At 67.1% G+C, this 21254-nt stretch carries 21 protein-coding genes; 10 read left to right on the top strand and 11 right to left on the bottom strand.

The genetic code is table 11. From position 1 onward, the window contains the following. Positions 1–201 precede the first annotated feature (201 nt). Together G3N98_RS20400 and G3N98_RS20395 are read left to right on the top strand one after the other, a co-directional pair. Positions 202–1335 carry a class I SAM-dependent methyltransferase gene (locus tag G3N98_RS20400; RefSeq protein WP_089472060.1) on the top strand — a complete coding sequence of 378 codons (1134 nt, stop codon included), beginning with the start codon at positions 202–204 and terminating at the stop codon, positions 1333–1335. A gap of 89 nt (positions 1336–1424) precedes the next feature. Further along, positions 1425–2315, top strand: coding sequence for an SAM-dependent methyltransferase (locus tag G3N98_RS20395; protein WP_089424408.1), 891 nt, complete (start codon positions 1425–1427; stop codon positions 2313–2315). Positions 2316–2412: 97 nt separating this feature from the next. Here the strand turns inward: G3N98_RS20395 and G3N98_RS20390 are convergent, their stop codons facing one another. Together G3N98_RS20390 and G3N98_RS20385 are read right to left on the bottom strand one after the other, a co-directional pair. Next, entirely contained in the window at positions 2413–2985 is a 573-nt protein-coding gene (locus tag G3N98_RS20390; RefSeq protein WP_206149055.1) for a DUF1415 domain-containing protein, read from the bottom strand. A gap of 55 nt (positions 2986–3040) precedes the next feature. Then, a complete protein-coding gene (locus tag G3N98_RS20385; RefSeq protein ID WP_206149057.1) occupies positions 3041–3661 on the bottom strand; it encodes a TetR/AcrR family transcriptional regulator in 621 nt (206 codons plus the stop codon). Between the two features lie 219 nt (positions 3662–3880). Here G3N98_RS20385 and G3N98_RS20380 point away from each other — a divergent pair, with 219 nt between their 5' ends. The 3 genes from G3N98_RS20380 to G3N98_RS20370 all read left to right on the top strand — a co-directional run bounded on the left by G3N98_RS20380 (position 3881) and on the right by G3N98_RS20370 (position 7374). Continuing rightward, the gene (locus G3N98_RS20380) at positions 3881–5164 is read left to right on the top strand and encodes an MFS transporter (protein ID WP_089430534.1); all 1284 of its coding nucleotides are present in this window, start codon (positions 3881–3883) and stop codon (positions 5162–5164) included. A gap of 165 nt (positions 5165–5329) precedes the next feature. Beyond that, on the top strand, positions 5330–5935 hold the full coding sequence (locus G3N98_RS20375; RefSeq protein ID WP_089472065.1) for a nitroreductase family protein: 606 nt from the start codon (positions 5330–5332) through the stop codon (positions 5933–5935). A gap of 188 nt (positions 5936–6123) precedes the next feature. Next, positions 6124–7374 (top strand): Hsp70 family protein, encoded by a 1251-nt coding sequence (locus G3N98_RS20370; RefSeq protein ID WP_089472066.1) that lies wholly within the window; start codon positions 6124–6126, stop codon positions 7372–7374. A 99-nt stretch (positions 7375–7473) separates the two neighbouring features. On the opposite strand, the gene G3N98_RS20365 is transcribed toward G3N98_RS20370, so the two are convergent. Beyond that, a complete protein-coding gene (locus G3N98_RS20365) occupies positions 7474–7677 on the bottom strand; it encodes a cold-shock protein (protein WP_006477070.1) in 204 nt (67 codons plus the stop codon). Positions 7678–8097: 420 nt separating this feature from the next. Between G3N98_RS20365 and G3N98_RS20360 the strand changes: the two genes are divergently transcribed. Further along, positions 8098–9696, top strand: a complete 1599-nt coding sequence (locus tag G3N98_RS20360) for an APC family permease (RefSeq protein WP_089472067.1) — start codon at positions 8098–8100, stop codon at positions 9694–9696. Between the two features lie 112 nt (positions 9697–9808). Here the strand turns inward: G3N98_RS20360 and G3N98_RS20355 are convergent, their stop codons facing one another. The 7 genes from G3N98_RS20355 to G3N98_RS20325 form a co-directional block, all read right to left on the bottom strand. After that, positions 9809–10600, bottom strand: a complete 792-nt coding sequence (locus G3N98_RS20355) for a class III extradiol ring-cleavage dioxygenase (protein ID WP_175239789.1) — start codon at positions 10598–10600, stop codon at positions 9809–9811. 210 nt (positions 10601–10810) lie between these two features. Continuing rightward, positions 10811–11407: a UbiX family flavin prenyltransferase gene (locus G3N98_RS20350; RefSeq protein ID WP_048251007.1), complete on the bottom strand. Its 597-nt coding sequence runs from the start codon at positions 11405–11407 to the stop codon at positions 10811–10813. Between the two features lie 15 nt (positions 11408–11422). After that, positions 11423–11734, bottom strand: a complete 312-nt coding sequence (gene grxD / locus G3N98_RS20345) for a Grx4 family monothiol glutaredoxin (protein WP_006477066.1) — start codon at positions 11732–11734, stop codon at positions 11423–11425. Between the two features lie 67 nt (positions 11735–11801). After that, complete coding sequence (prmC, locus tag G3N98_RS20340) at positions 11802–12644, bottom strand: peptide chain release factor N(5)-glutamine methyltransferase (RefSeq protein WP_206149054.1); 843 nt, start codon at positions 12642–12644, stop codon at positions 11802–11804. 7 nt (positions 12645–12651) lie between these two features. Next, on the bottom strand, positions 12652–13734 hold the full coding sequence (gene prfA / locus G3N98_RS20335) for a peptide chain release factor 1 (RefSeq protein WP_039352121.1): 1083 nt from the start codon (positions 13732–13734) through the stop codon (positions 12652–12654). Between the two features lie 82 nt (positions 13735–13816). Next, the gene (gene hemA / locus G3N98_RS20330; protein WP_206149053.1) at positions 13817–15115 is read right to left on the bottom strand and encodes a glutamyl-tRNA reductase; all 1299 of its coding nucleotides are present in this window, start codon (positions 15113–15115) and stop codon (positions 13817–13819) included. A gap of 26 nt (positions 15116–15141) precedes the next feature. Continuing rightward, positions 15142–15906 carry a response regulator transcription factor gene (locus G3N98_RS20325; protein WP_089430538.1) on the bottom strand — a complete coding sequence of 255 codons (765 nt, stop codon included), beginning with the start codon at positions 15904–15906 and terminating at the stop codon, positions 15142–15144. Positions 15907–16077: 171 nt separating this feature from the next. Here G3N98_RS20325 and G3N98_RS20320 point away from each other — a divergent pair, with 171 nt between their 5' ends. The 4 genes from G3N98_RS20320 to G3N98_RS20305 are packed head-to-tail and all read left to right on the top strand — an operon-like array spanning position 16078 to position 19392. After that, the gene (locus G3N98_RS20320; RefSeq protein WP_039352130.1) at positions 16078–16332 is read left to right on the top strand and encodes a hypothetical protein; all 255 of its coding nucleotides are present in this window, start codon (positions 16078–16080) and stop codon (positions 16330–16332) included. 18 nt (positions 16333–16350) lie between these two features. Next, positions 16351–18165 carry an aminopeptidase P family protein gene (locus G3N98_RS20315; RefSeq protein WP_206149052.1) on the top strand — a complete coding sequence of 605 codons (1815 nt, stop codon included), beginning with the start codon at positions 16351–16353 and terminating at the stop codon, positions 18163–18165. Between the two features lie 55 nt (positions 18166–18220). Beyond that, positions 18221–18772, top strand: a complete 552-nt coding sequence (locus G3N98_RS20310; RefSeq protein ID WP_206149051.1) for a cysteine hydrolase family protein — start codon at positions 18221–18223, stop codon at positions 18770–18772. Then, positions 18769–19392 (top strand): HAD-IA family hydrolase, encoded by a 624-nt coding sequence (locus G3N98_RS20305; RefSeq protein WP_089494014.1) that lies wholly within the window; start codon positions 18769–18771, stop codon positions 19390–19392. Before G3N98_RS20310 ends, G3N98_RS20305 begins: the two co-directional genes overlap by 4 nt. A 137-nt stretch (positions 19393–19529) precedes the next feature. Here the strand turns inward: G3N98_RS20305 and ettA are convergent, their stop codons facing one another. Next, positions 19530–21197, bottom strand: coding sequence for an energy-dependent translational throttle protein EttA (gene ettA, locus G3N98_RS20300; protein ID WP_089472072.1), 1668 nt, complete (start codon positions 21195–21197; stop codon positions 19530–19532). Between the last annotated feature and the right edge of the window lie 57 nt (positions 21198–21254).

Genomic DNA, 21254 nt, shown 5'->3' with positions numbered 1-21254 from the left:
CCTCACCCACACCCCGTCTCTCCCCCCTGCCATACCCTCTTTCCCTCCCCACCGCTCCTCCGCTCCCCGCCGGTCTCCGCGGCGCGCGGCGCGGGCCGGCCCCGCGCTTTGCCGCGCGGGCAAAGCGCGGTAAGGTGTGAGCCGCGCGGCGCCCGCAATAGAGTCGCGCCGCCCGTTGAAGCCAACCGTAACCGAGTTCGCGTGACCGATTTCCCTGTTTTCCACTGGACCGACGCCGACGGCGCCGAACATGCCGTGCGCTGGCGCTCCGAAGCCGGCGTGCAACCGCCGAAGCGCGCGGTGCCTGCCGACGACCGCCTCACCGCCGACGCGGCCTACCGTCTCGCCTGCGAGGGCACCGCGCTCGTCTGGCAGGGCGATTTCCAGAATGCGCGCCAGCTCGTGCAGGCGATGGCGCGCCGTGTCGAGCGCAAGCCGAAGAAGGCGAAAGCCGCGGCCGGCGTCGACGCATTCAACCTGCATCGCCTCGCGCAGTCGCAGCGCGCCCGCACGCTCGGCATGCTGCTGATCCCGCTCGAGGCCGACTACACGATCCCGCTGCGCCGCGCGCCCGACGTGCGTGCCGCATGCGAGGAGGCGTACGGGCCCGGCGGCGCGCCGTCGGTCGTGTCGCTGCGCGAACTGCTCGGCCTCGTCGGTGCGCACGAATGGCGCAAGAAAGGGGTGCCGATCCCGGCGCTCGGCGGCGCGCCGATCCATCCGCACTACGGCGTGTTCTCGCCGGTGCGCGGCGAATACGTCGAACTCGTCGCGCGCGCGCCGCTGCCGGCGACATCGCTCGCGTTCGACATCGGCACCGGCACCGGCGTGCTGGCGGCCGTGCTGGCGTCGCGCGGCGTCGAGCGTGTCGTCGCGACCGACCAGGACGCACGGGCCCTCGCCTGTGCGCGCGAGAACGTCGAACGGCTGGGCCACGCGGATCGCGTCGAAGTCGTCGAGGCGGATCTGTTCCCGGCCGGCCGTGCGCCGCTCGTGGTCTGCAACCCGCCGTGGGTGCCGGCCCGGCCAAGCGCGCCGATCGAATACGCGGTCTACGATCCGGACAGCCGCATGCTGCGCGGTTTCCTCGCGGGGCTTGCCGCGCACCTCGAACCGGGCGGCGAAGGCTGGCTGATCCTGTCCGATTTCGCCGAGCATCTCGGCCTGCGGCCGCGCGACACGCTGCTGCAATGGATCGACGAAGCCGGCCTCGTCGTGCTTGGCCGCGACGACATCCGTCCCGCTCACCCGAAGGCGATGGATGCCGACGATCCGCTGCACGCGGCACGCCAGGCCGAGGTCACGTCGCTCTGGCGGCTCGGCGCACGAGCCTGACCGCGCATTTTCGGTAAACTGTCGCCATTCCTCACGAATTCCCGCCGCCGGGCCGTGGTCGACCGACCGTGGCCCGGCGCCGCATCACGATGTCGAACAAGACCCACGAAATCCGCCCGGAGCAGTCCGTCGAGCTGCTGAAGGAACTGCACATCCTCACCCGCGACGGGAAGCTGAACCAGGACAGCCGTCGCAAGCTGAAGCAGGTCTATCACCTGTTCCAGTTCATCGAGCCGCTGCTCGCCGGCGTGCAGGCCGAGCGCGGCAGCGTGACGCTCGTCGATCACGGCGCCGGCAAGTCGTATCTCGGCTTCATCCTGTACGACCTGTTCTTCAAGCAGCAGCCGGGGCACGGCACGCCGGCGTTCGCGTCGCACGTGTACGGGATCGAGACCCGCGAGGAGCTCGTCACGCGTTCGGCCGAGCTTGCCGCGCGGCTCGGGTTCGGCGGCATGTCGTTCCTGAACCTGTCGGTCGCCGATTCGATCACGTCGCCGAAACTGCCTGAAACGGTCGACGTCGTCACCGCGCTGCACGCGTGCGACACGGCGACCGACGACGCGATCCGTTTCGCGCTCGCGAAGCGCGCGCAGCACATCGTGCTGGTGCCGTGCTGCCAGGCGGAAGTCGCGGGCGTGCTGCGCAAGAACAAGGGCAAGTCGCTCGCGAACGCGCTGACGGAGGTGTGGCGGCATCCGCTGCATACGCGCGAATTCGGCAGCCAGATCACCAACGTGCTGCGCTGCCTGCAGCTCGAAGCGCACGGCTACCAGGTCAGCGTGACCGAGCTGGTCGGCTGGGAGCATTCGATGAAGAACGAGCTGATCATCGCGCAGTACAAGAACCTGCCGCGCCGGCGGCCCGGCGAGCGGTTGAACGAGATCCTCGGGATGTTCGGGCTGGCCGAGCTGAACGCACGCTTCTTCGTGCCGGAGGCCGCGGCCGCGGGCGGCGAGGTCGTCGAACCGGCCGCCGGCTGACCTGCGCGTGGGCGGGCGCGTCGCGTGCGGCGCACGTTGTACGCCGCCCGTCGCACGTTACACGCCGTCCGTTGCACGTCGCACGTTGCACGTCGCGTCAGACGTCGTCGCTCGGCCGGCGCATCCATTCGCGCCAGCCGTCATGGCCGAGGCGCCGCAGCGTTTCCTGATTCCTTTCGTAGATCGCGGACGCGTCCGGGAACGCGTCGACCGCGCGCGCGATGCTGTCCTCGCGCAGCAGGTGCAGGATCGGGTACGGCGCGCGGTTCGTGTAGTTCTCGATGTCGTCGGGCTCGCTGCCCTCGAACCGGTAGTCCGGATGGAAGCTCGCGATCTGCAGCACGCCGTCGAGCCGCAGTTGCCGCACCAGCCGGTCGGCAAAGAACAGCGCATCGTTGTAGTCGATGAAATCGGCGAACGCATGCGGGAAGATCACGAGCGTCGTGTCGATCTGCTGCGGGTCCGCCGCGTCGAGCGCGCGCAGTTCCGTTTCGAGTTCGGCGAGCGCGTCTTCCAGCGTCGTCGCTTCGCTGATCGCGTAGCGCACCTGTTCCTTCACATAGACGCTTTTCGCGAACGGGCACAGATTGAGCCCGATCACCGCACGCGCGAGCCAGTGCCGCGTGGCGGCGAGGATGTCGTCGTGCGATTCGGGGCGGGTGTCGGTCATCGTGAAACCAGTCGGGCGGAAGGGCGGCGAGGGCCGCATTGTAGCGGGCGCGCCATCACGCGCAGGCGGCCTCGATCAACTGCGTGACGAGCGCGGGCGCGACGCCGATCGGCGTTGCGCCGTGCCGGTAGGTCTGGCTTGCCGCGTAGATGCCTTCGATCACCAGCGCGAGCGAGTCGGCGAGCGCCTGCGGCTGCCGCGCGCCGGCGTCTTCGCATAGCGCGACGAGCCGCTTCATCAGTTGTTCCTTGTTCTGCGCGACGCGCTCGCGCGCCGGGTGCGACGCATCCGGGAATTCGGCGGCGACGTTGACGAACGGGCAGCCGCGGTAATCCTTCTGCGTCGCGCGCTCGGCGAGATCGACGAAATACTGGATCAGCTGCGCTTTCGGCTGGCCCGGGTGCTTCGCGACGCTCGTGTTGAAGCGGTCGAAGAAGCACGCATCCATCCGCTCCAGGTACGCGAGGATCAGCTCGTCCTTCGACGAGAACTGGCGATACAGGCTCATCTTGTTGACGCCCGCCCGCTCCACCACCGCCTCGACGCCCACCGTCCGGACGCCTTCCTTGTAAAACAGCTCCTCGGCGGCGCGCAGCAGGTGCTCCTGCGCGGTGGCGCCGTCGATCGGCCGGCGCGTGCGGCGCGGCAGCGGTTTGGCGATCTCGATGCCCGACATGATGACCCTCGACTGCATATTGGATTGCTTGACATGTTACCGATTGGTCACTACGATCGCAACACACTTGTGACCGGTCGGTAACAAAGCCAACCGGATCGACAGACAAATGCCAAGCGTCGGCCCGGGTCAGCCGATGCAGCGTGCGGCGGAGGTGGCCTGGCAGGGCGAGCGGCGCGGGTGCGGAGGCACCGGAGCCGCCAACTGGAGAACGCGAAGATGAACTGGGCGGTGACACGAATCGGCGGGCGCTTCCACTACGGATGGCTCGCGGCGGCGGTGGTATTCCTGATCCTGCTGGCGGCGGCCGGCACGCGCGCGACGCCGAGCGTGCTGATGGTGCCGCTCGAGCGCGAACTCGGCTGGAGCCGCGCGGCGATTTCGCTGGCGATCTCGGTGAATATCGCGCTGTACGGACTGACGGGCCCGTTCGCGGCCGCCGCGATGCAGCGCTTCGGGCTGCGTCCGACCATTCTCACCGCGCTCGTGACGATGAGCGCGGGCGTCGCGCTGTCGTCGATGATGACGCAGAGCTGGCAGATGGTCGTGATCTGGGGCCTGATGGTCGGCTGCTCGACGGGCGTCGTCGCGTTGACGCTGTCCGCGACCTTCGTCACGCGCTGGTTCCATGCGCGGCGCGGCCTCGTGATGGGGATCCTGACCGCGAGCACGGCCACCGGCCAGCTCGTGTTCCTGCCGATGCTCGCGGCGATCGCGCAGCGCCATGGCTGGCGGCCGGTCGTGCTGGTCGTCGCGGTCGCGGCCGCGATCGTGATTCCGCTGGTTGCATTCCTGTTGCCCGAACGGCCGGCCGACGTCCAGCTGCGCCCGTACGGCGAACCGGCCGATGCGCCGTCCGCCCCCGAGGCGACGAAGGAGAACCCGCTCACGGTCGCGTTCCGTACGCTGCTGACCGCGAGCCGTTCGCGCGATTTCTGGCTGCTGTTCTTCAGCTTCTTCATCTGCGGCGCGAGCACCAACGGTTACGTCGGCACGCACCTGATCGCGATGTGCAGCGACTACGGGATGACGGAAGTGCAGGGCGCGTCGCTGCTCGCGGCGATGGGCGTGTTCGACCTGTTCGGCACGACGCTGTCGGGCTGGCTGTCCGACCGCTACGACAACCGCGTGCTGCTGTTCTGGTACTACGGGCTGCGCGGGCTGTCGCTGATCTACCTGCCGCACGCGTTCGGGGTCGATTTCTTCGGGCTGCCGCTGTTCGCGATGTTCTACGGGCTCGACTGGATCGCGACCGTGCCGCCGACCGTGCGCCTCGCGACCGACGTGTTCGGCAAGGCCGCGGCGCCGGTCGTGTTCGGCTGGATCGTCGCCGGCCACCAGCTCGGCGCGGCGTTCGCGGCGCTCGGCGCGGGGCTGCTGCGCGCGAGCCTCGGCACCTACACGATCGCGTCGATGATCTCGGGCGGGCTGTGCATCGTCGGCGCGCTGATCGTGCTGCGGATCAACCGCGGCCCGTCGCGCGCAGCCGCGCAGGCGGCCTGAGCGCGGCAATCCGATGGCCCGGCCGGCCGCGCGACGGATGGCCGGGCAATGCACGCACGGAGATTTGCATAGCGCGGGAGGATCGGGCGCGCATCGGCTCAAGCGGGTATGCTTGCGGTTCGCCAGGGCGTTCGCGCCCCTTCATCGATGTCAGCGAGGAACCGCATGTCCGTCAAACCTGCTCCCACCACTGTTTCGATTCACGACCTGATCGCGGGCCGCTGGAGCCCGCGCGCGTATTCGGATGAAGCCGTCAGCGCCGGCGATCTGCACGCGGTGCTCGAAGCCGCCCGCTGGGCGCCGTCCGCGTACAACGCGCAGCCGTGGCGCTTCATCGTATTCGACCGCACGCAGGACGAAGACGCGTTCAAACGCGCGTTCGCGACGCTGGTGCCGTTCAACCAGGGCTGGAATGCGCCGGCGCCCGTGCTGATCGCGGTGACCGCGCACACGCTCACGCCGAAGGGTGAGCCGGCTCCCACCGCGCTGTACGACGCGGGTGCCGCCGCGATGTCGCTGGTGCTGCAGGCGCATGCATTGGGCCTGGCCGCCCACCAGATGAGCGGCTTCGACGCGAAGGCGTTCCGCGATGCGTTCGCGATTCCGGCCGACGTCGCGATTCCGGCGATCATCTCGCTCGGTCACTACGGCAACGTCGACAAGCTCGATCCGGTGCTGCGCGATCGCGAGAAGGCGCCGCGCACGCGCCATGCGATCGGCGAGGTCGTCTATGCGGGCGCGTGGAAGAAGGGTTTCGACGCGGTAGCCTGACCTGCCTGGCGGACGGGCTGCGTCGCGCATCCCGCCCGCATCGCTCTCCGGCGCGCCAGGTTGCGCGGCGCCGCCTCCCGGGCCCGTTGCGCGGGACTGGTGGCCGGCCCCGGTTGTGATCCCGCGGGCTTCATGTTAAAAAGCCCGTCCTTTCCGTTTTCGCGCCGGCCCTGCTGCGGCAACTTCCCATGACTTACTGCGCGATCGATTTCGGCACGTCCAATTCCGCCGTGGCGCTGCCCGACGGCGACGGCATGCGCCTCGCGCCCGTCGAGGGCGACCACCTGACGCTGCCCACCGCGATCTTCTTCAACAACGACGAAGAGACGGTCGAATACGGCCGTGCGGCGCTGGCTTCCTATATCGACGGTTTCGACGGCCGGCTGATGCGCTCGATGAAGAGCATCCTCGGCTCGCCGCTCGCGGAAACGACGACCGATCTCGGCGACGGGAGCGCGATCGCGTACACCGAAATCATCGCGCGCTTCCTGACGCACCTGAAGCGCAAGGCCGAAGCCCGGGCGGGCGCGCCGATCGGCCGCGCGGTGCTCGGCCGGCCGGTGTTCTTCGTCGACGACGATCCGCGCGCCGACCGCCTCGCCCAGGACCAGCTCGAGGCCGCCGCGCGATCGGTCGGCTTTGCGGACGTGCAATTCCAGTACGAACCGATCGCGGCCGCGTTCGACTACGAGTCGCGCCAGCAGGCGGAGCGCCTCGTGCTCGTCGCCGACATCGGCGGCGGCACGTCCGACTTCTCGCTGGTGTGCGTCGGGCCCGAACGGATGGCGCGGCTCGAGCGCAAGGACGACGTGCTGGCCCACCACGGCGTGCACGTCGCGGGCACCGATTACGACCGGCGTGTCGAGCTGGCGGCGATCCTGCCCGCATTCGGCTACCGTTCGCTCGACCCCGAAGGGCGCGAGTTGCCGAACAAGATCTACTTCGATCTCGCCACCTGGCACCTGATCAACACGGTCTACACGCCGAAGCGGCTCGGCGAGCTGAAGCTGATGAAGCACCTGTACCGGGACGTGCAGCAGTACGACCGGCTCACGAGCGTGGTCGAGCAGCGGCTCGGGCATGCGCTGATGGCGCGTGCAGAAGAAGCGAAGATCGGCGTCGCGGCGGGCGGGGAGACGATGATCGACCTGAACGACGTGGAAGAGGATCTGCAGATCGCATTCGATGCCGACCGGCTCGTCGACGCGAGCCGCGACGACACCGCACGCATCGTCGACGCCGCGCGCGAGACGGTGCGGCTGGCGGGCGTGGCGCCGCGCGATGTCGGCGCCCTGTACTTCACCGGCGGCTCGACGGGGCTCGCGTTCCTGTCGGGCGCGCTCGCGGGTGCATTCCCGGATGCGCAACCGGTGTTCGGCGACCGCCTCGCGAGTGTCGCGACGGGCCTCGGCATTCACGCGCAGCGATTGTTCGGTTGAATGCGGGCGGCTGAAAGGCCGCGATGCCGGTCGACCGGCGCCGAAAAACAAAAAGCCCCGCCGAAGCGGGGCTTTTTTTCACGAATTATCGCGCCAAGCTTAGACCGGACGGATGTTCGCAGCTTGCAGACCCTTCGGGCCCGTCTTCACTTCGAATTCAACCTTCTGGTTTTCTTGCAGCGTCTTGAAGCCTTCGACGCGGATTTCCGAGAAGTGCGCGAACAGATCGTCGCCGCCGCCTTCCGGGGTGATGAAGCCGAAGCCCTTTGCGTCATTGAACCACTTGACGGTACCGGTTGCCATGTTACTTGTTCCTAAAAAGATAAAACGGGGCCGAGGCCCATGGGGTGCGGAAAATCAAGGAAGGGGTAATAGGACCAACCGGAGTACCGTTGATGGGCGAACTACGAAAGAACCAATTCACTCGCCACTTGAAATCCTGCGAAGTCCTTTATACGGCTTATCAACCGCGTGGTCAACCGTATTTCCATGGACTCAGGGTTATTGCGGAGATCAGGTTTACAAAGCTTGCAAACGATGCGAATTTTTTGTAGGGGCCGAACGATTTTGGCGCCACGTTTGAGGTGCAACCGTTAAACTACGCGCCGCGTGGACGGGTTGCCCCGATCGGGTGACACACCCCCCCAAAATTGCGTGCGCGGTGCTGTCCGAGCCGATCCCGGACCGCGGGCCGACCATGCTTTTTGAGACACAGGAGAGGATGTGAAGAGTTCTATTCAACGGAACATCGGCCCGTTTGCATTGATGCTGACGGGGCTGGGTTCGATTATCGGCTCGGGCTGGCTGTTCGGCGCCTGGAAGGCCGCGAAGATTGCCGGTCCGGCGGCGATCTGCGCATGGATCATCGGCGCTGTCGTGATTCTTGCCATTGCACTGACTTACGCGGAATTGGGCGCGATGTTCCCCGAGTCGGGCGGAATGGTGCGCTACGCGCGCTATTCGCACGGTTCGCTGGTCGGTTTCATCAGTGCGTGGGCGAACTGGATCGCGATCGTATCCGTGATCCCGATCGAGGCCGAAGCGTCGATCCAGTACATGAGCACGTGGCCGTATCCTTGGGCGCACGCACTGTTCGTGAACGGCGAATTACAGACGCTCGGCCTGCTGTTGTCGGCCGTGCTGGTCGTCATCTACTTCATGCTGAACTACTGGGGCGTCAAGGCCTTTGCGCGGGCGAACACCGCGATCACGATCTTCAAGTTCCTGATCCCCGGCCTCACGATCCTCGGCCTGATGCTGACGAGCTTCCATGCGGAGAACCTCGGCACGGCATCGAATGCAAGCTTTGCGCCGTACGGCTGGTCGGCGGTGCTGACCGCGGTCGCGACGAGCGGCATCGTGTTCGCGTTCAACGGCTTCCAGAGCCCGGTGAACCTGGCCGGTGAAGCGCGCAACCCGTCGCGCAGCGTGCCGTTCGCGGTGATCACGTCAATTCTGCTCGCGCTCGTGATCTACGTGCTGCTGCAGATGGCGTATATCGGCTCGGTGAATCCGGCCGACGTCGCGAAGGGCTGGGCGCACTTCAACTTCTCGTCGCCGTTCGCGGAACTCGCGATCGCGCTGAACCTGAACTGGCTCGCGATCCTGCTGTATGTCGACGCGTTCATCAGCCCGAGCGGCACCGGTACGACCTACATGGCGACGACCACCCGCATGATCTATGCGATGGAGCGCAACAACACGATGCCGAAGATGTTCGGCAACGTGCACCCGATCTACGGCGTGCCGCGCCAGGCGATGTGGTTCAACCTGCTCGTGTCGTTCATCTTCCTGTTCTTCTTCCGCGGCTGGAGCTCGCTCGCGGCAGTGATCTCGGTGGCGACGGTGATTTCCTACCTGACCGGCCCGATCAGCCTGATGGCGCTGCGCCGTTCGGCGACCGACATCGAGCGTCCGCTGTCGATTCCGCTGATGAAGCTGATCGCCCCGTTCGCATTCGTCTGCGCGTCGCTGATCCTGTACTGGGCGAAGTGGCCGCTGACGGGCGAAATCATCCTGCTGATGATCGTCGCGCTGCCGGTGTACTTCTACTTCCAGGCGAAGTCGGGCTGGACCGGCTGGGGTGACGACCTGAAGGCCGCCTGGTGGCTGGTCGCGTACCTGCCGACGATGGCCGTGCTGTCGCTGATCGGCAGCAAGGAGTTCGGCGGCCACGGCGTGCTGCCGTACGGCTGGGACATGGTGGTCGTCGCGGCGATCTCGCTGGTGTTCTACTTCTGGGGCGTGAATACCGGCTACCGGACCAAGTATCTCGACGAGCGTGAATCGCACGACGAGATCCTCGAGGGGGTCGGTGCCTGACGCGTGACCTGCCGCCGGATTCGGCGGCGGCAGCAAGCAGCGTAAAAAAACCCGCCCGAGCGATGCTCGGGCGGGTTTTTTGTTGGGCGGTCGGCGGCTGCCGCGCGACCGCTCAGGCGGCCGCGCCGGCGAACACGTAGTTCGTCATCGCGAGCACGCGCTGGTACGTGCCGAGCGACTGGATGCCGAGCTGGTAGTCGTCGTCCGCCGCGCCCAGCGCCGTGAACACCGGCAGCAGATGCTCGTCGGTCGGATGCATCAGCGCCGCGTGCGGCGCCTGCCGGCGGTAGTCGAGCAGCGCGTCGACGTCGCGCGCGGCCAGCTTCGCCTCGAACCAGTCGGTGAATTCCGTGACGCGCGGATCCGCATCCTCCGGTGCCGCACCGAAATCGGCGGCGCGCAGGTTGTGCGTGATCTGGCCGGAGCCGATCACCATCACGCCCTCGTCGCGCAGCGGTCGCAGCGCGCGGCCGAGCGCGAAGTGGTGGGCGGCATCCGCGCGCGGCTGGATCGACAGTTGCGCCACCGGCACGTCGGCTTCCGGAAACATCAGCAGCATCGGCACCCACGCGCCGTGGTCGAGGCCGTGCTCGGTCGTCGCGGTCTCGATGCCGGCCGCATTCAGGAGCCCAGCCGCGCGTTCGGCGACGTCGGGCGCGCCGGGCGCCGGGTAGCGGATGTCGTACAGCGCCTGCGGAAAGCCGTAGAAATCGTGGATCGTTTCCGGATGTGCGGCAATGCTGGCGACGGGGCGCTGCGTGCCCCAGTGCGCGGACAGCATCAGCACCGCGCGCGGGCGCGGCAATTCGGCGGCGAGGTGCGTGAACGCGCCGGACGGCAGCGTCGGGTCGATCGGCAGCGTCGGGGCGCCGTGGGACAGGTAGAGCGAAGGCAAGCGGTTCATGGTGGTGGCCTGCAAAGGGATTTGCCTGTGACTATAGGCGCGCACCGGATATTGATAAATCCGCGATCGGGAATTTGATTGACGCTTGTTTGTTGATAATCCGGGCGGCGCCGTGCGCTTCACGGCAGCTGGACGCTGTATGCGCGAAATTGAGTGAATTTCAGTGAAAAGCGGCGCAGATGTGCGGCGAACGGATCGTGGGGTACTCGCTTACTGCGCGTGCCGGATACCGGCCCACGGGGTCGTCAGCGGTGCGCTGAGCGCGAACAGGTCGAGTACGCGTGTGACGGTCTGGTCGACGAGTTCCTCGATCGTCTTCGGCATCGCGTAGAACGCGGGCAGCGGCGGGAAGACGATGCCGCCCATTTCGGTGACGGCCGTCATGTTGCGCAGATGCGCAAGGTTGAACGGCGTTTCGCGCACCATCAGCACGAGGCGGCGGCGTTCCTTCAACGTGACGTCGGCTGCGCGCGTGATCAGGTTGTCGGACAGCCCGTGGGCGACGCTCGCGAGCGTCTTCATCGAGCAGGGCGCGATCACCATGCCGTCAGTCGCGAACGACCCCGATGCGATCGTCGCGCCGACGTCGCGCACCGAATGCACGACGTCCGCACGGCTTTCGACATCGGCCTTCGACAGCTTCAGTTCGTGCTGGATGTTGAGCCAGCCGGCGTTCGAAATCAGCAGGTGCGTTTCGACGCCGCCGGCGGCGCGCAGCAGGTCGAGCAGCCGTACGCCGTAGATCGCGCCGGTGGCGCCGGTGATCGCGACGATCAGCCGGCGTGGCGGCGCGCTGGGAGAGGCCATCGAAAGGAGGGCGTATTACGCGGCGGCGAACAGTTGCTGCAGTTCGCCCGACTGGTACATCTCCATCATGATGTCCGAGCCGCCGATGAATTCGCCCTTCACGTAGAGCTGCGGGATGGTCGGCCAGTTCGAGAATGCCTTGATGCCCTGGCGGATCTCGTCGTCTTCGAGGACGTTGACCGTCTTGAACTGGTCGACGCCGCAGGCTTTCAGCACCTGGACGGCGCGGCCCGAAAAGCCGCACATCGGGAATTGTGCGTTGCCCTTCATGAAGAGCACGACCTGGTTTTCGTCGACGATTTGCTTGATGCGTTGTTGGGTGTCCATGACTGACCTTGCGTTAGCGGGGCGTTAGATTGAAATGATAGCGGATTTCAACCGGGCGGGCCGGGCATCAGCCCGGCAGGCGGCCGCCTGTCGTGCGTTCGATGGCGGCCAGATCGGCAAGCGATTCGATCGCGACGAAGCCGTGCGAGGCGAGCACCGCGCGCACGGCCTCGGCCTGGTCGTAGCCATGCTCGATCCAGAGCGTGCCGCCCGGTTTCAGATAAGAGCCGGCGCCCGCGACGATCGTGCGGATCGCGCTGAGGCCGTCGGCATCGTCGGTGAGTGCGCCGCGCGGCTCGAAACGCAGGTCGCCCTGCTCGAGGTGCGGATCGTGCTGCGCGATGTACGGCGGGTTGCTGACGATCGCGTCGAATGCGAGTGCCGGATCGAGCGCCGCGTACCAGTCGCTCTGCAGCCAGTGCAGCGGGCCGCCGGGGCGGCGCGCGTCGAGCAGCTTGCCGGCGTTGCGCTGTGCGACCTCAAGGGCGGCCGGCGAGCGATCGAGCGCCCACACGCGCGCATCGGGACGCTCGGCGGCGATCGAGACGGCGATCGCGCCGCTGCCCGTGCCGAGATCGAGCACGGCCGGATGCGGCAGCCCGTCGATCGCATCGAGTGCGGCTTCGACGAGCAGTTCGGTTTCCGGGCGTGGAATCAGCACGTCGGGCGTCACGTCGAACGGCCGGCCGAAGAATTCGCGCATCCCGACGAGCTGCGCGACCGGCTCGCCGGCCAGGCGGCGCGCCTCGAGCGCGCGGTAGCGTTCGACCGCGGCCGCGTCGAGCGGCGCGTCGCCGCGCGTGATCAATTGCGTACGGGTCCAGCCGAGCGCGTGCGCGAGCAACACGCGCGCATCGACCGCGTCGAGTGGCGATGCGCGCAGCAGTTCGTCGGCGGAAGTGTCGGGCATCGCGGCCTCAGTCGGCATCGCCGAGCGACGCGAGCAGTTCGGCCTGGTGTTCGCTGACCAGTGCGCTGATCAGTTCGTCGAGGTCGCCGTCCATGAGCGCCTCGAGCCGGTACAGCGTCAGGTTGATCCGGTGGTCGGTCATCCGGCCCTGCGGGAAGTTGTACGTGCGGATCCGCTCCGAGCGGTCACCGGAGCCGATCAGGCTCTTGCGCGTCGCGGCTTCCTTCGCGTGCTGCTCGTGATACTGCTTGTCCTTGATGCGCGCGGCGAGCACCTTCAGCGCGCGATCCTTGTTCTTGTGCTGCGAGCGGTCGTCCTGGCACTCGACGACGATCCCGGTCGGGATGTGCGTGACGCGCACCGCCGAATCGGTCTTGTTGATGTGCTGGCCGCCCGCGCCGGATGCGCGGAACGTGTCGATCCGCAGGTCGGCCGGATTGATCTCGACCTCGCCGATTTCGTCGGCTTCCGGCATCACCGCGACCGTGCACGCGGACGTGTGGATGCGCCCCTGCGTTTCGGTGGCCGGCACGCGCTGCACGCGATGGCCGCCCGATTCGAACTTCAGGCGCGAATACGCACCCTGGCCAGCGATCCGCACGATCACTTCCTTGTAGCCGCCGAGATCCGACGCGCTCTCCGACATCATTTCGACCTGCCAGCGCTGGCGTTCCGCGAAGCGCAGGTACATGCGCAGCAGGTCGCCCGCGAACAGCGCCGATTCGTCGCCGCCCGTGCCCGCACGGATTTCGAGGAAGATGTTGCGGTCGTCGTTCGGGTCCTTTGGCAGCAGCATCTTCTGCAGCTCGGTCTCGAGGCGGGCCATGCTTTCTCGCGCGCTGCGGATTTCGTCTTCCGCGAAGTCGCGCATCGACAGATCGCCGAGCAGTTCCTGTGCAGCCGTCTCGTCGCTGCGCGACTGGCGCCACAGCGCGTACTGTTCGACCACCGGGCCGAGTTCCGCATGTTCACGCGTGAGCTTGCGGTACTGGTCGAGGTCGGCCGTGACGTTTTCGCGGCTCAGCAGGTCGTTCAGTTCGGCCAGCCGTGTGGACAGCTGGTCGAGCTTGCGTTGCATGCTCGTCTTCATGGTGTGGAGCGGCGCTCCCGGGCAAGGGGTATTCGGAAAGGATAGGCCGGCGTGCGGCCGGCGGCAGGGCGATCGGCCGGCGCTAGTGGCCGGACTGGTCGCTCGAACGCGGGGCGTGCTGGTAGAAGCCGCGCATCAGGTCGATCAGCGAATCGCGATCGGCGCCGTTCACGCGGTTGAGCGCGCTCGTCGGGCCGTGGATCAGCTTGTTGGTCAGCGCCTGCGACAGCGCTTCGAGCACGGCGGCCGGATCGTCGCCGCGCGCGAGCAGCTTCTGCGCCTTGTCGACTTCGGCCCGGCGCAGTGCGTCGGCCTGCGTATGCATGTGACGGATCACCGGCACGACGCTGCGCGTGTCGAGCCATTGCATGAAATTCTGCACGCGCGTTTCGATGATCGTTTCGGCCTGCGCGACCGCGGCCTGGCGCGATGCATTGCCTTCGCGCACGATCGCGCCGAGATCGTCGACGGTGTAGAGGAACACGTCCTTCAGCTTGCCGACTTCGGGCTCGATGTCGCGCGGCACCGCAAGGTCGACCATGAAGATCGGCCGGTGGCGGCGTGCCTTCACCGCGCGCTCGACTGCGCCGAGGCCGATGATCGGCAGCGTCGACGCCGTGCACGACACGATGATGTCGAACTCGTGCATGCGGGTCGGCAGGTCGGCGAGCGGCATCGCACGGCCGTTGAAGCGTTCGGCGAGCCGCTGGCCGCGTTCGGCCGTGCGGTTCGCGACGACGAGTTCGCGCGGGCCTTGCGCGGCGAAGTGCGTCGCGCACAGCTCGATCATTTCGCCGGCGCCGATGAACAGCACGCGCTGATCCGACACCTTTTCGAAGATCCGTTGCGCGAGGCGCACCGCGGCGGCGGCCATCGACACCGACTGCGTGCCGATTTCGGTCGTGCCGCGCACCTCCTTCGCTACCGCGAACGTGCGCTGGAACAGCTGGTTCAGATAGGTGCCGAGCGCGCCGGCTTCCGTCGCGGTGCGGACGGCGTCCTTCATCTGGCCCAGAATCTGCGTTTCGCCCAGCACCATTGAATCGAGGCCGGATGCGACGCGAAACGCGTGCCGGACCGCTTCCGACTGCGGCAGCGCATAGACGTGCGGTGCGAGTTCGTCGACCGGGATCCGGTGATACTCCGACAGCCAGCGGATCGCGCCTTCGCGTGCCGCGCGATCGTCGGTCGCGCAATACAGTTCGGTGCGGTTGCAGGTGGAGAGGATCGCCGCTTCGGGCGTATTGGGCGCCTGGGGGCCGAGAAACACGTTCTTGAACGTGACGAGAGCCGGCTTGATCTGCTCGAGCGGAAACGCCACGCGTTCGCGCAAGGCGACAGGCGCAGTGTGGTGATTGATTCCGATCGTGAGGAGTTGCATATCGAGGGCTATCGTTTAGCCCCATATTATAGCGTTTCAGCGATTTCCTCACTCGCCGCATACCGGGCATCAGCGTGGCGGGGCCGGGAATTTGGGGGCTCGATCGGCACGCGGTCGAGCTGATAGCCGTAGCCGTAGAGCGGCAGCAGCCGGTAGCCGCGCTCCGGAAGCAGCCGTAGTTTGCTGCGCAGCCGGGACGCATGGGTATCGAGCGTGCGCGACTTCATGTCGCGGCGGCGCGCCCACACCGTTTCGAGGATATGGGCGCGCGACACCGGCCGCGACAGGTTCGTGAACAGCAGCTGCGCGAACCGGAACTCCTTCGGCGTGAGTGAAACGATTGCGTCGTCGAAGCGAACGAGGCAGTGGGTGGCGTCGAAAGCGTATTCGCCATACATTTCGCGCGAGCGGTTGGGTGGCCGGCGGACGCCGGCGCGCCGGCTCAGCGCGTTGACGCGCGCGAGCAGCTCGGGCCCGCTCACGGGGCGTACGAGGCAATCGTCGGCGCCCGCGTGCAGGCACGATACGATTTCGCTCTCGCGCGGCAGCAGCATCACGGCGATGGCCGGCAGCCCCGGCAGGACCGTCTGCGCACGCGGGATGACTTCCTCGGCCGGCTGGTCGCCGGCCCAGTGGCCGGTGATCAGCATGTCGCACGTGTTATCGGTGGCGAGCCACTCGAACAACGCCGCGCTGGACGGAAACGCATGGCATACATGACCGCCCGCAAAGAGCAGGCGGTTCAGGAGCGCGGCATGGCGCGCGTCCGGATCGATCAGAGCGATTCGCATGAGAATTTCTTCAATACGGCAGCCGGCGCGCGCTTGCCATAACGTCGAGTCGGCCCCTACACTCGAATGTTGGCGGCACCCGGCTGGTCTCGGGTTCGATGGATGAATCGATGCTAGCCGCTGGCAACGTTCACGCCTATGGGACGAATCTGAATTTATAGAAGGCGTCGAATGAACTGGTTTGGAATCCTTGTCCTGGGAGCGGCCGTCGGGCTGTTCGGCCGATGGCTGCATCCGATGCGGCGCACGGGCCGGCCGGCGTGGTGGATCGCGGTGCTCGCCGGCATCGTCGGCGCGGGCGCGGCCCGCATGGCCGGCAATCTCTCTGGACTGTTTTACGATGGCGAGACGCTCGAATGGCCGGTCTGCACCGGTGTCGCGTTCCTCGTCGTAGCCGTGACGGTTACGCTGTCGGCCCGTCGCTGAATGTTCTCAGGTGAAATCATGAATGCCCGTCTTCCCGAAGTCTCGCCGGTGCCGGCCCGCCTCGCGCTGCTGCGTGGCGCCATGGCCCGCGAGGATCTGGCCGCCTATCTCGTGCCGTCCGCTGATCCCCATCTGTCCGAGTATCTGCCGGAGCGCTGGCAGGCCCGTCGCTGGCTGTCCGGCTTCACGGGCTCGGTCGGCACGCTGGTCGTGACCGCGGATTTCGCGGGGTTGTGGGTCGACAGCCGCTACTGGGTGCAGGCCGATGCCGAACTGGCCGGCACGGGCGTGCAACTGATGAAGATGACGGGCGGGCAGCAGAGCGCGCCGCACGTCGACTGGCTCGCGCAGAACGTGGCGGCAGGGGCGACGGTCGGCGTCGACGGCGCCGTGCTGGGGGTCGCGGCCGCACGCGGGCTGACGGGCGCGCTGAACGCACGCGGCATCGCGCTGCGCACCGATCTCGACCTGCTCGACGCGATCTGGCCCGAGCGGCCGGGGCTGCCCGGCGACGCGGTGTTCGAGCACGCGGCGCCGCAGGCCGATACGACGCGCGCGAGCAAGCTGGCCGAAGTGCGCCGCGCGATGTGCGCGCAGGGTGCGCAATGGCATTTCGTGTCGACGCTCGACGACCTCGCATGGCTGTTCAACCTGCGCGGCGCCGACGTCAACTTCAATCCCGTATTCGTTGCGCACGCAATGATCGGCGCCGATCGCGCGACGTTGTTCGTCGCCGACGGCAAGGTGTCGCCGGCGCTGGCCGCGTCGCTCGCGAAGGATGGTGTCGACGTGCGCGCCTACGACGCGGCGCGCGCCGCGCTCGCGTCGCTGCCGGACGGCGCGACGCTGCTGATCGACCCGCGCCGCGTGACGTTCGGCACGCTCCAGGCCGTGCCGGCCGGCGTGAAGCTCGTCGAGGCCGTGAATCCGTCGACGTTCGCGAAGTCGCGCAAGACGTCCGCCGAGATCGAGCACGTGCGCGTGACGATGGAACACGACGGCGCCGCGCTCGCGGAATTCTTCACGTGGTTCGAGCAGGCGGTGAACCGCGAGACGATCACCGAGCTGACGATCGAGGAAAAGCTCACGGCCGCCCGCGCCCGGCGCCCCGGCTATGTGTCGGCAAGCTTCGCGACGATTGCGGGCTTCAACGCGAACGGCGCGATGCCGCACTACCACGCGACGCCGGCGTCGCACGCGACGATCGCCGGCGACGGCCTGCTGCTGATCGATTCGGGCGGCCAGTACGTGACGGGCACGACCGACATCACGCGTGTCGTGCCGGTCGGCACCGTCAGCGACCTGCAGCGGCGCGATTTCACGATCGTGCTGAAGTCGATGATGGCGCTGTCGCGCGCCCGCTTCCCGCGCGGCATCCGCTCGCCGATGCTCGACGCGATCGCGCGCGCACCGATGTGGGCGGCCGGGCTCGACTACGGCCACGGCACGGGGCATGGCGTCGGCTACTTCCTGAACGTGCACGAAGGCCCGCAGGTGATCTCGCACTACGCGCCGGCCGAGCCGCACACGGCGATGGAAGAGGGCATGATCACGTCGATCGAGCCGGGCGTGTACCGTCCCGGCCAGTGGGGCATCCGGATCGAGAACCTGGTCGTGAACCGCGCGGCCGGGCAGACGGAATTCGGCGATTTCCTCGCATTCGAGACGCTGACGCTGTGCCCGATCGACACGCGCTGCATGCTGATCGAGATGCTGCACGACGACGAGCGCGCATGGCTGAACACGTATCACGCGACGGTGCGTGAGCGTGTCGGCCGGCACCTGAGCGGCGATGCGAAGGCATGGCTCGACGCGCGCACGCAGCCGATCTGACACGACACGCGATAACGGCCGCACAACGGCCGAACGACACAACCGAGGGCAGGCAATGGCGGACACCGCAGTGATCGTGGTCGACATGCAGCGCGGGCTGGTGGAGCGGGCGCGGCCCGCTTACCGGCTCGACGACGTGGTATCGGGCATCAACCGGCTGACGGCGGCGGCGCGTGCGGCGAACGCGCCCGTGTGCTTCGTGCAGCACGACGGCGATGCGGACGACGACATCGTGCCCGGCACGCCGGGCTGGGAGCTGCATGCGGGGCTGGTCGTCGGGAACGACGACTGGCGCGTGCGCAAGCAGGTGAGCGATTCGTTTCACGACACGCCGCTCGCGGCGCAACTCGACCGCCACGGCATCCGTTCGGTGCTGATCTGCGGTTATGCGACCGAGTTCTGCGTCGATTCGGCCGCGCGCCGCGCGGCGCTGCTCGGCTACCGGACGACGGTCGTGTCCGATCTGCACACGACGAACGAGCGCACGCACCTGTCGGCCGCGCAGATCGTCGCGCACCATCACTTCGTATGGCAAAACAATTCGCTGTCGGGTAACCCGGTGATGCCGCGTCCGCTCGCGGACGTCCTTTCGACGGAGTTCGCATGACGATCAAGGCCGTGGTGTTCGATTTCGGCGGCGTGCTGATCGACTGGAGCCCGGAGTACCTTTACCGGGAGCTGATTCCCGACGACGCTGAGCGTCGCTGGTTCCTCACGCACGTGTGCGCGATGGACTGGGTGATCCGCCAGGACGGCGGGCAGACGATCGAGGAAGGCACGGCCGAGCTTGTCGCGAAGTTTCCGGAGCACGAGGCGCTGATCCGCGCGTTCTACGCGCGCTGGCACGAAATGATCGGCGGCGTGCTCGAAGAGGGCGCCGCGCTCGTCGATCGACTTGAAGCGCAGGGGATGCCGCTGTTCGGCCTGACGAACTGGTCCGCCCAGACGTTTCCGTATGCGTGGGACAACTTCCCGGTGCTGCGGCGTTTCAAGGAGATCGTCGTGTCGGGTCGTGTGAAGCTCGTGAAGCCCGATCCGGCGATCTACCGCGAGATGCATGCGCGGATCGAACCGCACCTGCCGGGCATCGCGCCGCACGAACTCGTATTCATCGACGACAACGCGAAGAACGCCGCGGCCGCGACGGCGCTCGGCTGGCACGGCATTCATCACACGAGTGCGGCGACGACCGAGGCGCGGCTGCGCGAACTGGGCGCGCTCGCGTAAGCGGCGGGCGAGCAGCCCGCCATCGGATAAAAAAAGCGGGCCAGCGGTCCGCTTTTTTGTTGTGACGCCTCTTGAAGCGGCCACCCCCGGCGACCGGCCCCGCGTTGCCGCAGCGCCGGGCACCCGGGCCGAGCCGGTCAGCGGCTGATCGGCTTGTAGCGCAGGCGCTTCGGCTTCGCGGCTTCCTCGCCGAGGCGTGCACGCTTGTCGGCTTCGTACTCCTGGTAGTTGCCGTCGAAGAACGTGACCTGCGAATCGCCTTCGAACGCGAGGATGTGCGTCGCGATCCGGTCGAGGAACCAGCGATCGTGCGAGATCACCATCACCGAGCCCGCGAATTCGAGCAGCGCGTCTTCCAGCGCGCGCAGCGTTTCGACGTCGAGGTCGTTCGACGGTTCGTCCAGCAGCAGCACGTTGCCGCCCGAGATCAGCGTCTTCGCGAGGTGCAGGCGGCCGCGTTCACCGCCGGACAGGTTGCCGACGATCTTCTGCTGGTCGCCGCCCTTGAAGTTGAAGCGGCCGATGTACGCACGCGACGGCGTTTCGTACTTGCCCACCGTCAGCACGTCGGCGCCGCCCGAGATTTCCTCGAACACCGTCTTCGTGCCGTCGAGCGCGTCGCGGCTCTGGTCGACGTACGCGAGCTTCACCGTCGGCCCCATCACGACTTCGCCCGAATCCGGCTGTTCCTTGCCGGTCAGCATCTTGAACAGCGTCGACTTGCCGGCGCCGTTCGGGCCGATGATGCCGACGATCGCGCCGGCCGGGATCTTGAAGCTCAGATTGTCGATCAGCAGGCGGTCGCCGAACGACTTGCTGACGTTCTTGAACTCGATCACTTCATTGCCGAGGCGTTCGCCGGCCGGAATGAAGATTTCCTGCGTTTCGTTGCGCTTCTGGTATTCCTGGCTGCTCAGCTCCTCGAAGCGCGCGATACGGGCCTTCGACTTCGCCTGACGGCCCTTCGGGTTCTGGCGCACCCACTCCAGTTCCTTCTTGATCGCCTTCTGGCGCGCCGATTCCGACGCTTCTTCCTGCTTCAGGCGCTCTTCCTTCTGGTCGAGCCAGCTGCTGTAGTTGCCCTTCCACGGAATGCCGTGGCCGCGGTCGAGTTCGAGAATCCACTCGGCCGCGTTGTCGAGGAAGTAGCGATCGTGGGTGACCGCGACGACGGTGCCCGGGAAGCGCACCAGGAACTGCTCGAGCCAGTCGACCGATTCCGCGTCGAGGTGGTTGGTCGGTTCGTCGAGCAGCAGCATGTCGGGTTTTTCGAGCAGCAGCTTGCACAGCGCGACGCGGCGCTTTTCACCGCCCGACAGGTGTTCGATCCTGGCGTCCCACGACGGCAGGCGCAGTGCGTCGGCGGCCACTTCGAGCTGCTGCTCGGGGCTGCCGCCGTCGCTCGACGCGAGGATTGCTTCGTACTTCGCCTGCTCGGCCGCGAGCGCGTCGAAGTCGGCGTCCGGCTCTGCGTACGCCGCATAGATTTCCTCGAGTTTCTTGTTGGCCTGGAACAGGTCGCCGAGGCCTTCCTCGACGGCTTCGCGCACCGTCTTCGTCGGGTCGAGCTGCGGCTCCTGCGGCAGGTAGCCGATGTTCAGGTTCGGCATCGGCGTGGCTTCGCCTTCGATGTCCTTGTCGACGCCCGCCATGATGCGGATCAGCGTCGACTTGCCCGAGCCGTTCAGGCCGAGCACGCCGATCTTCGCGCCGGGAAAGAACGACAGCGAGATGTCCTTCAGGATCTGGCGCTTGGGCGGCACGATCTTGCCGACCCGGTTCATCGTGAAAACGTATTGGGCCATTTCGGTGTGAAAGTCAGAAGTGGTTGAGACTGCCGCGCAGCGCGTGGGCGTGGCGGC

The sequence above is a fragment of the Burkholderia sp. Tr-20390 genome, from assembly GCF_017104595.1.
Lineage (GTDB): Bacteria > Pseudomonadota > Gammaproteobacteria > Burkholderiales > Burkholderiaceae > Burkholderia.
This window is presented reverse-complemented; position numbering and strand designations above follow the sequence as displayed.

Coding starts and splice junctions, on each gene's coding strand:
- prfA (WP_039352121.1), bottom strand. CDS start 13,734: ATGAAGACGAGCATGCAACGCAAGCTCGACCAGCTGTCCACACGGCTG.
- G3N98_RS20350 (WP_048251007.1), bottom strand. CDS start 11,407: ATGGCCTCTCCCAGCGCGCCGCCACGCCGGCTGATCGTCGCGATCACC.
- G3N98_RS20390 (WP_206149055.1), bottom strand. CDS start 2,985: ATGACCGACACCCGCCCCGAATCGCACGACGACATCCTCGCCGCCACG.
- G3N98_RS20310 (WP_206149051.1), top strand. CDS start 18,221: ATGGCGGACACCGCAGTGATCGTGGTCGACATGCAGCGCGGGCTGGTG.
- ettA (WP_089472072.1), bottom strand. CDS start 21,197: ATGGCCCAATACGTTTTCACGATGAACCGGGTCGGCAAGATCGTGCCG.
- G3N98_RS20365 (WP_006477070.1), bottom strand. CDS start 7,677: ATGGCAACCGGTACCGTCAAGTGGTTCAATGACGCAAAGGGCTTCGGC.
- G3N98_RS20370 (WP_089472066.1), top strand. CDS start 6,124: ATGACTTACTGCGCGATCGATTTCGGCACGTCCAATTCCGCCGTGGCG.
- G3N98_RS20375 (WP_089472065.1), top strand. CDS start 5,330: ATGTCCGTCAAACCTGCTCCCACCACTGTTTCGATTCACGACCTGATC.
- G3N98_RS20315 (WP_206149052.1), top strand. CDS start 16,351: ATGAATGCCCGTCTTCCCGAAGTCTCGCCGGTGCCGGCCCGCCTCGCG.
- grxD (WP_006477066.1), bottom strand. CDS start 11,734: ATGGACACCCAACAACGCATCAAGCAAATCGTCGACGAAAACCAGGTC.
- G3N98_RS20305 (WP_089494014.1), top strand. CDS start 18,769: ATGACGATCAAGGCCGTGGTGTTCGATTTCGGCGGCGTGCTGATCGAC.
- G3N98_RS20385 (WP_206149057.1), bottom strand. CDS start 3,661: ATGTCGGGCATCGAGATCGCCAAACCGCTGCCGCGCCGCACGCGCCGG.
- G3N98_RS20355 (WP_175239789.1), bottom strand. CDS start 10,600: ATGAACCGCTTGCCTTCGCTCTACCTGTCCCACGGCGCCCCGACGCTG.
- G3N98_RS20320 (WP_039352130.1), top strand. CDS start 16,078: ATGAACTGGTTTGGAATCCTTGTCCTGGGAGCGGCCGTCGGGCTGTTC.
- G3N98_RS20325 (WP_089430538.1), bottom strand. CDS start 15,906: ATGCGAATCGCTCTGATCGATCCGGACGCGCGCCATGCCGCGCTCCTG.
- hemA (WP_206149053.1), bottom strand. CDS start 15,115: ATGCAACTCCTCACGATCGGAATCAATCACCACACTGCGCCTGTCGCC.
- prmC (WP_206149054.1), bottom strand. CDS start 12,644: ATGCCCGACACTTCCGCCGACGAACTGCTGCGCGCATCGCCACTCGAC.
- G3N98_RS20380 (WP_089430534.1), top strand. CDS start 3,881: ATGAACTGGGCGGTGACACGAATCGGCGGGCGCTTCCACTACGGATGG.
- G3N98_RS20395 (WP_089424408.1), top strand. CDS start 1,425: ATGTCGAACAAGACCCACGAAATCCGCCCGGAGCAGTCCGTCGAGCTG.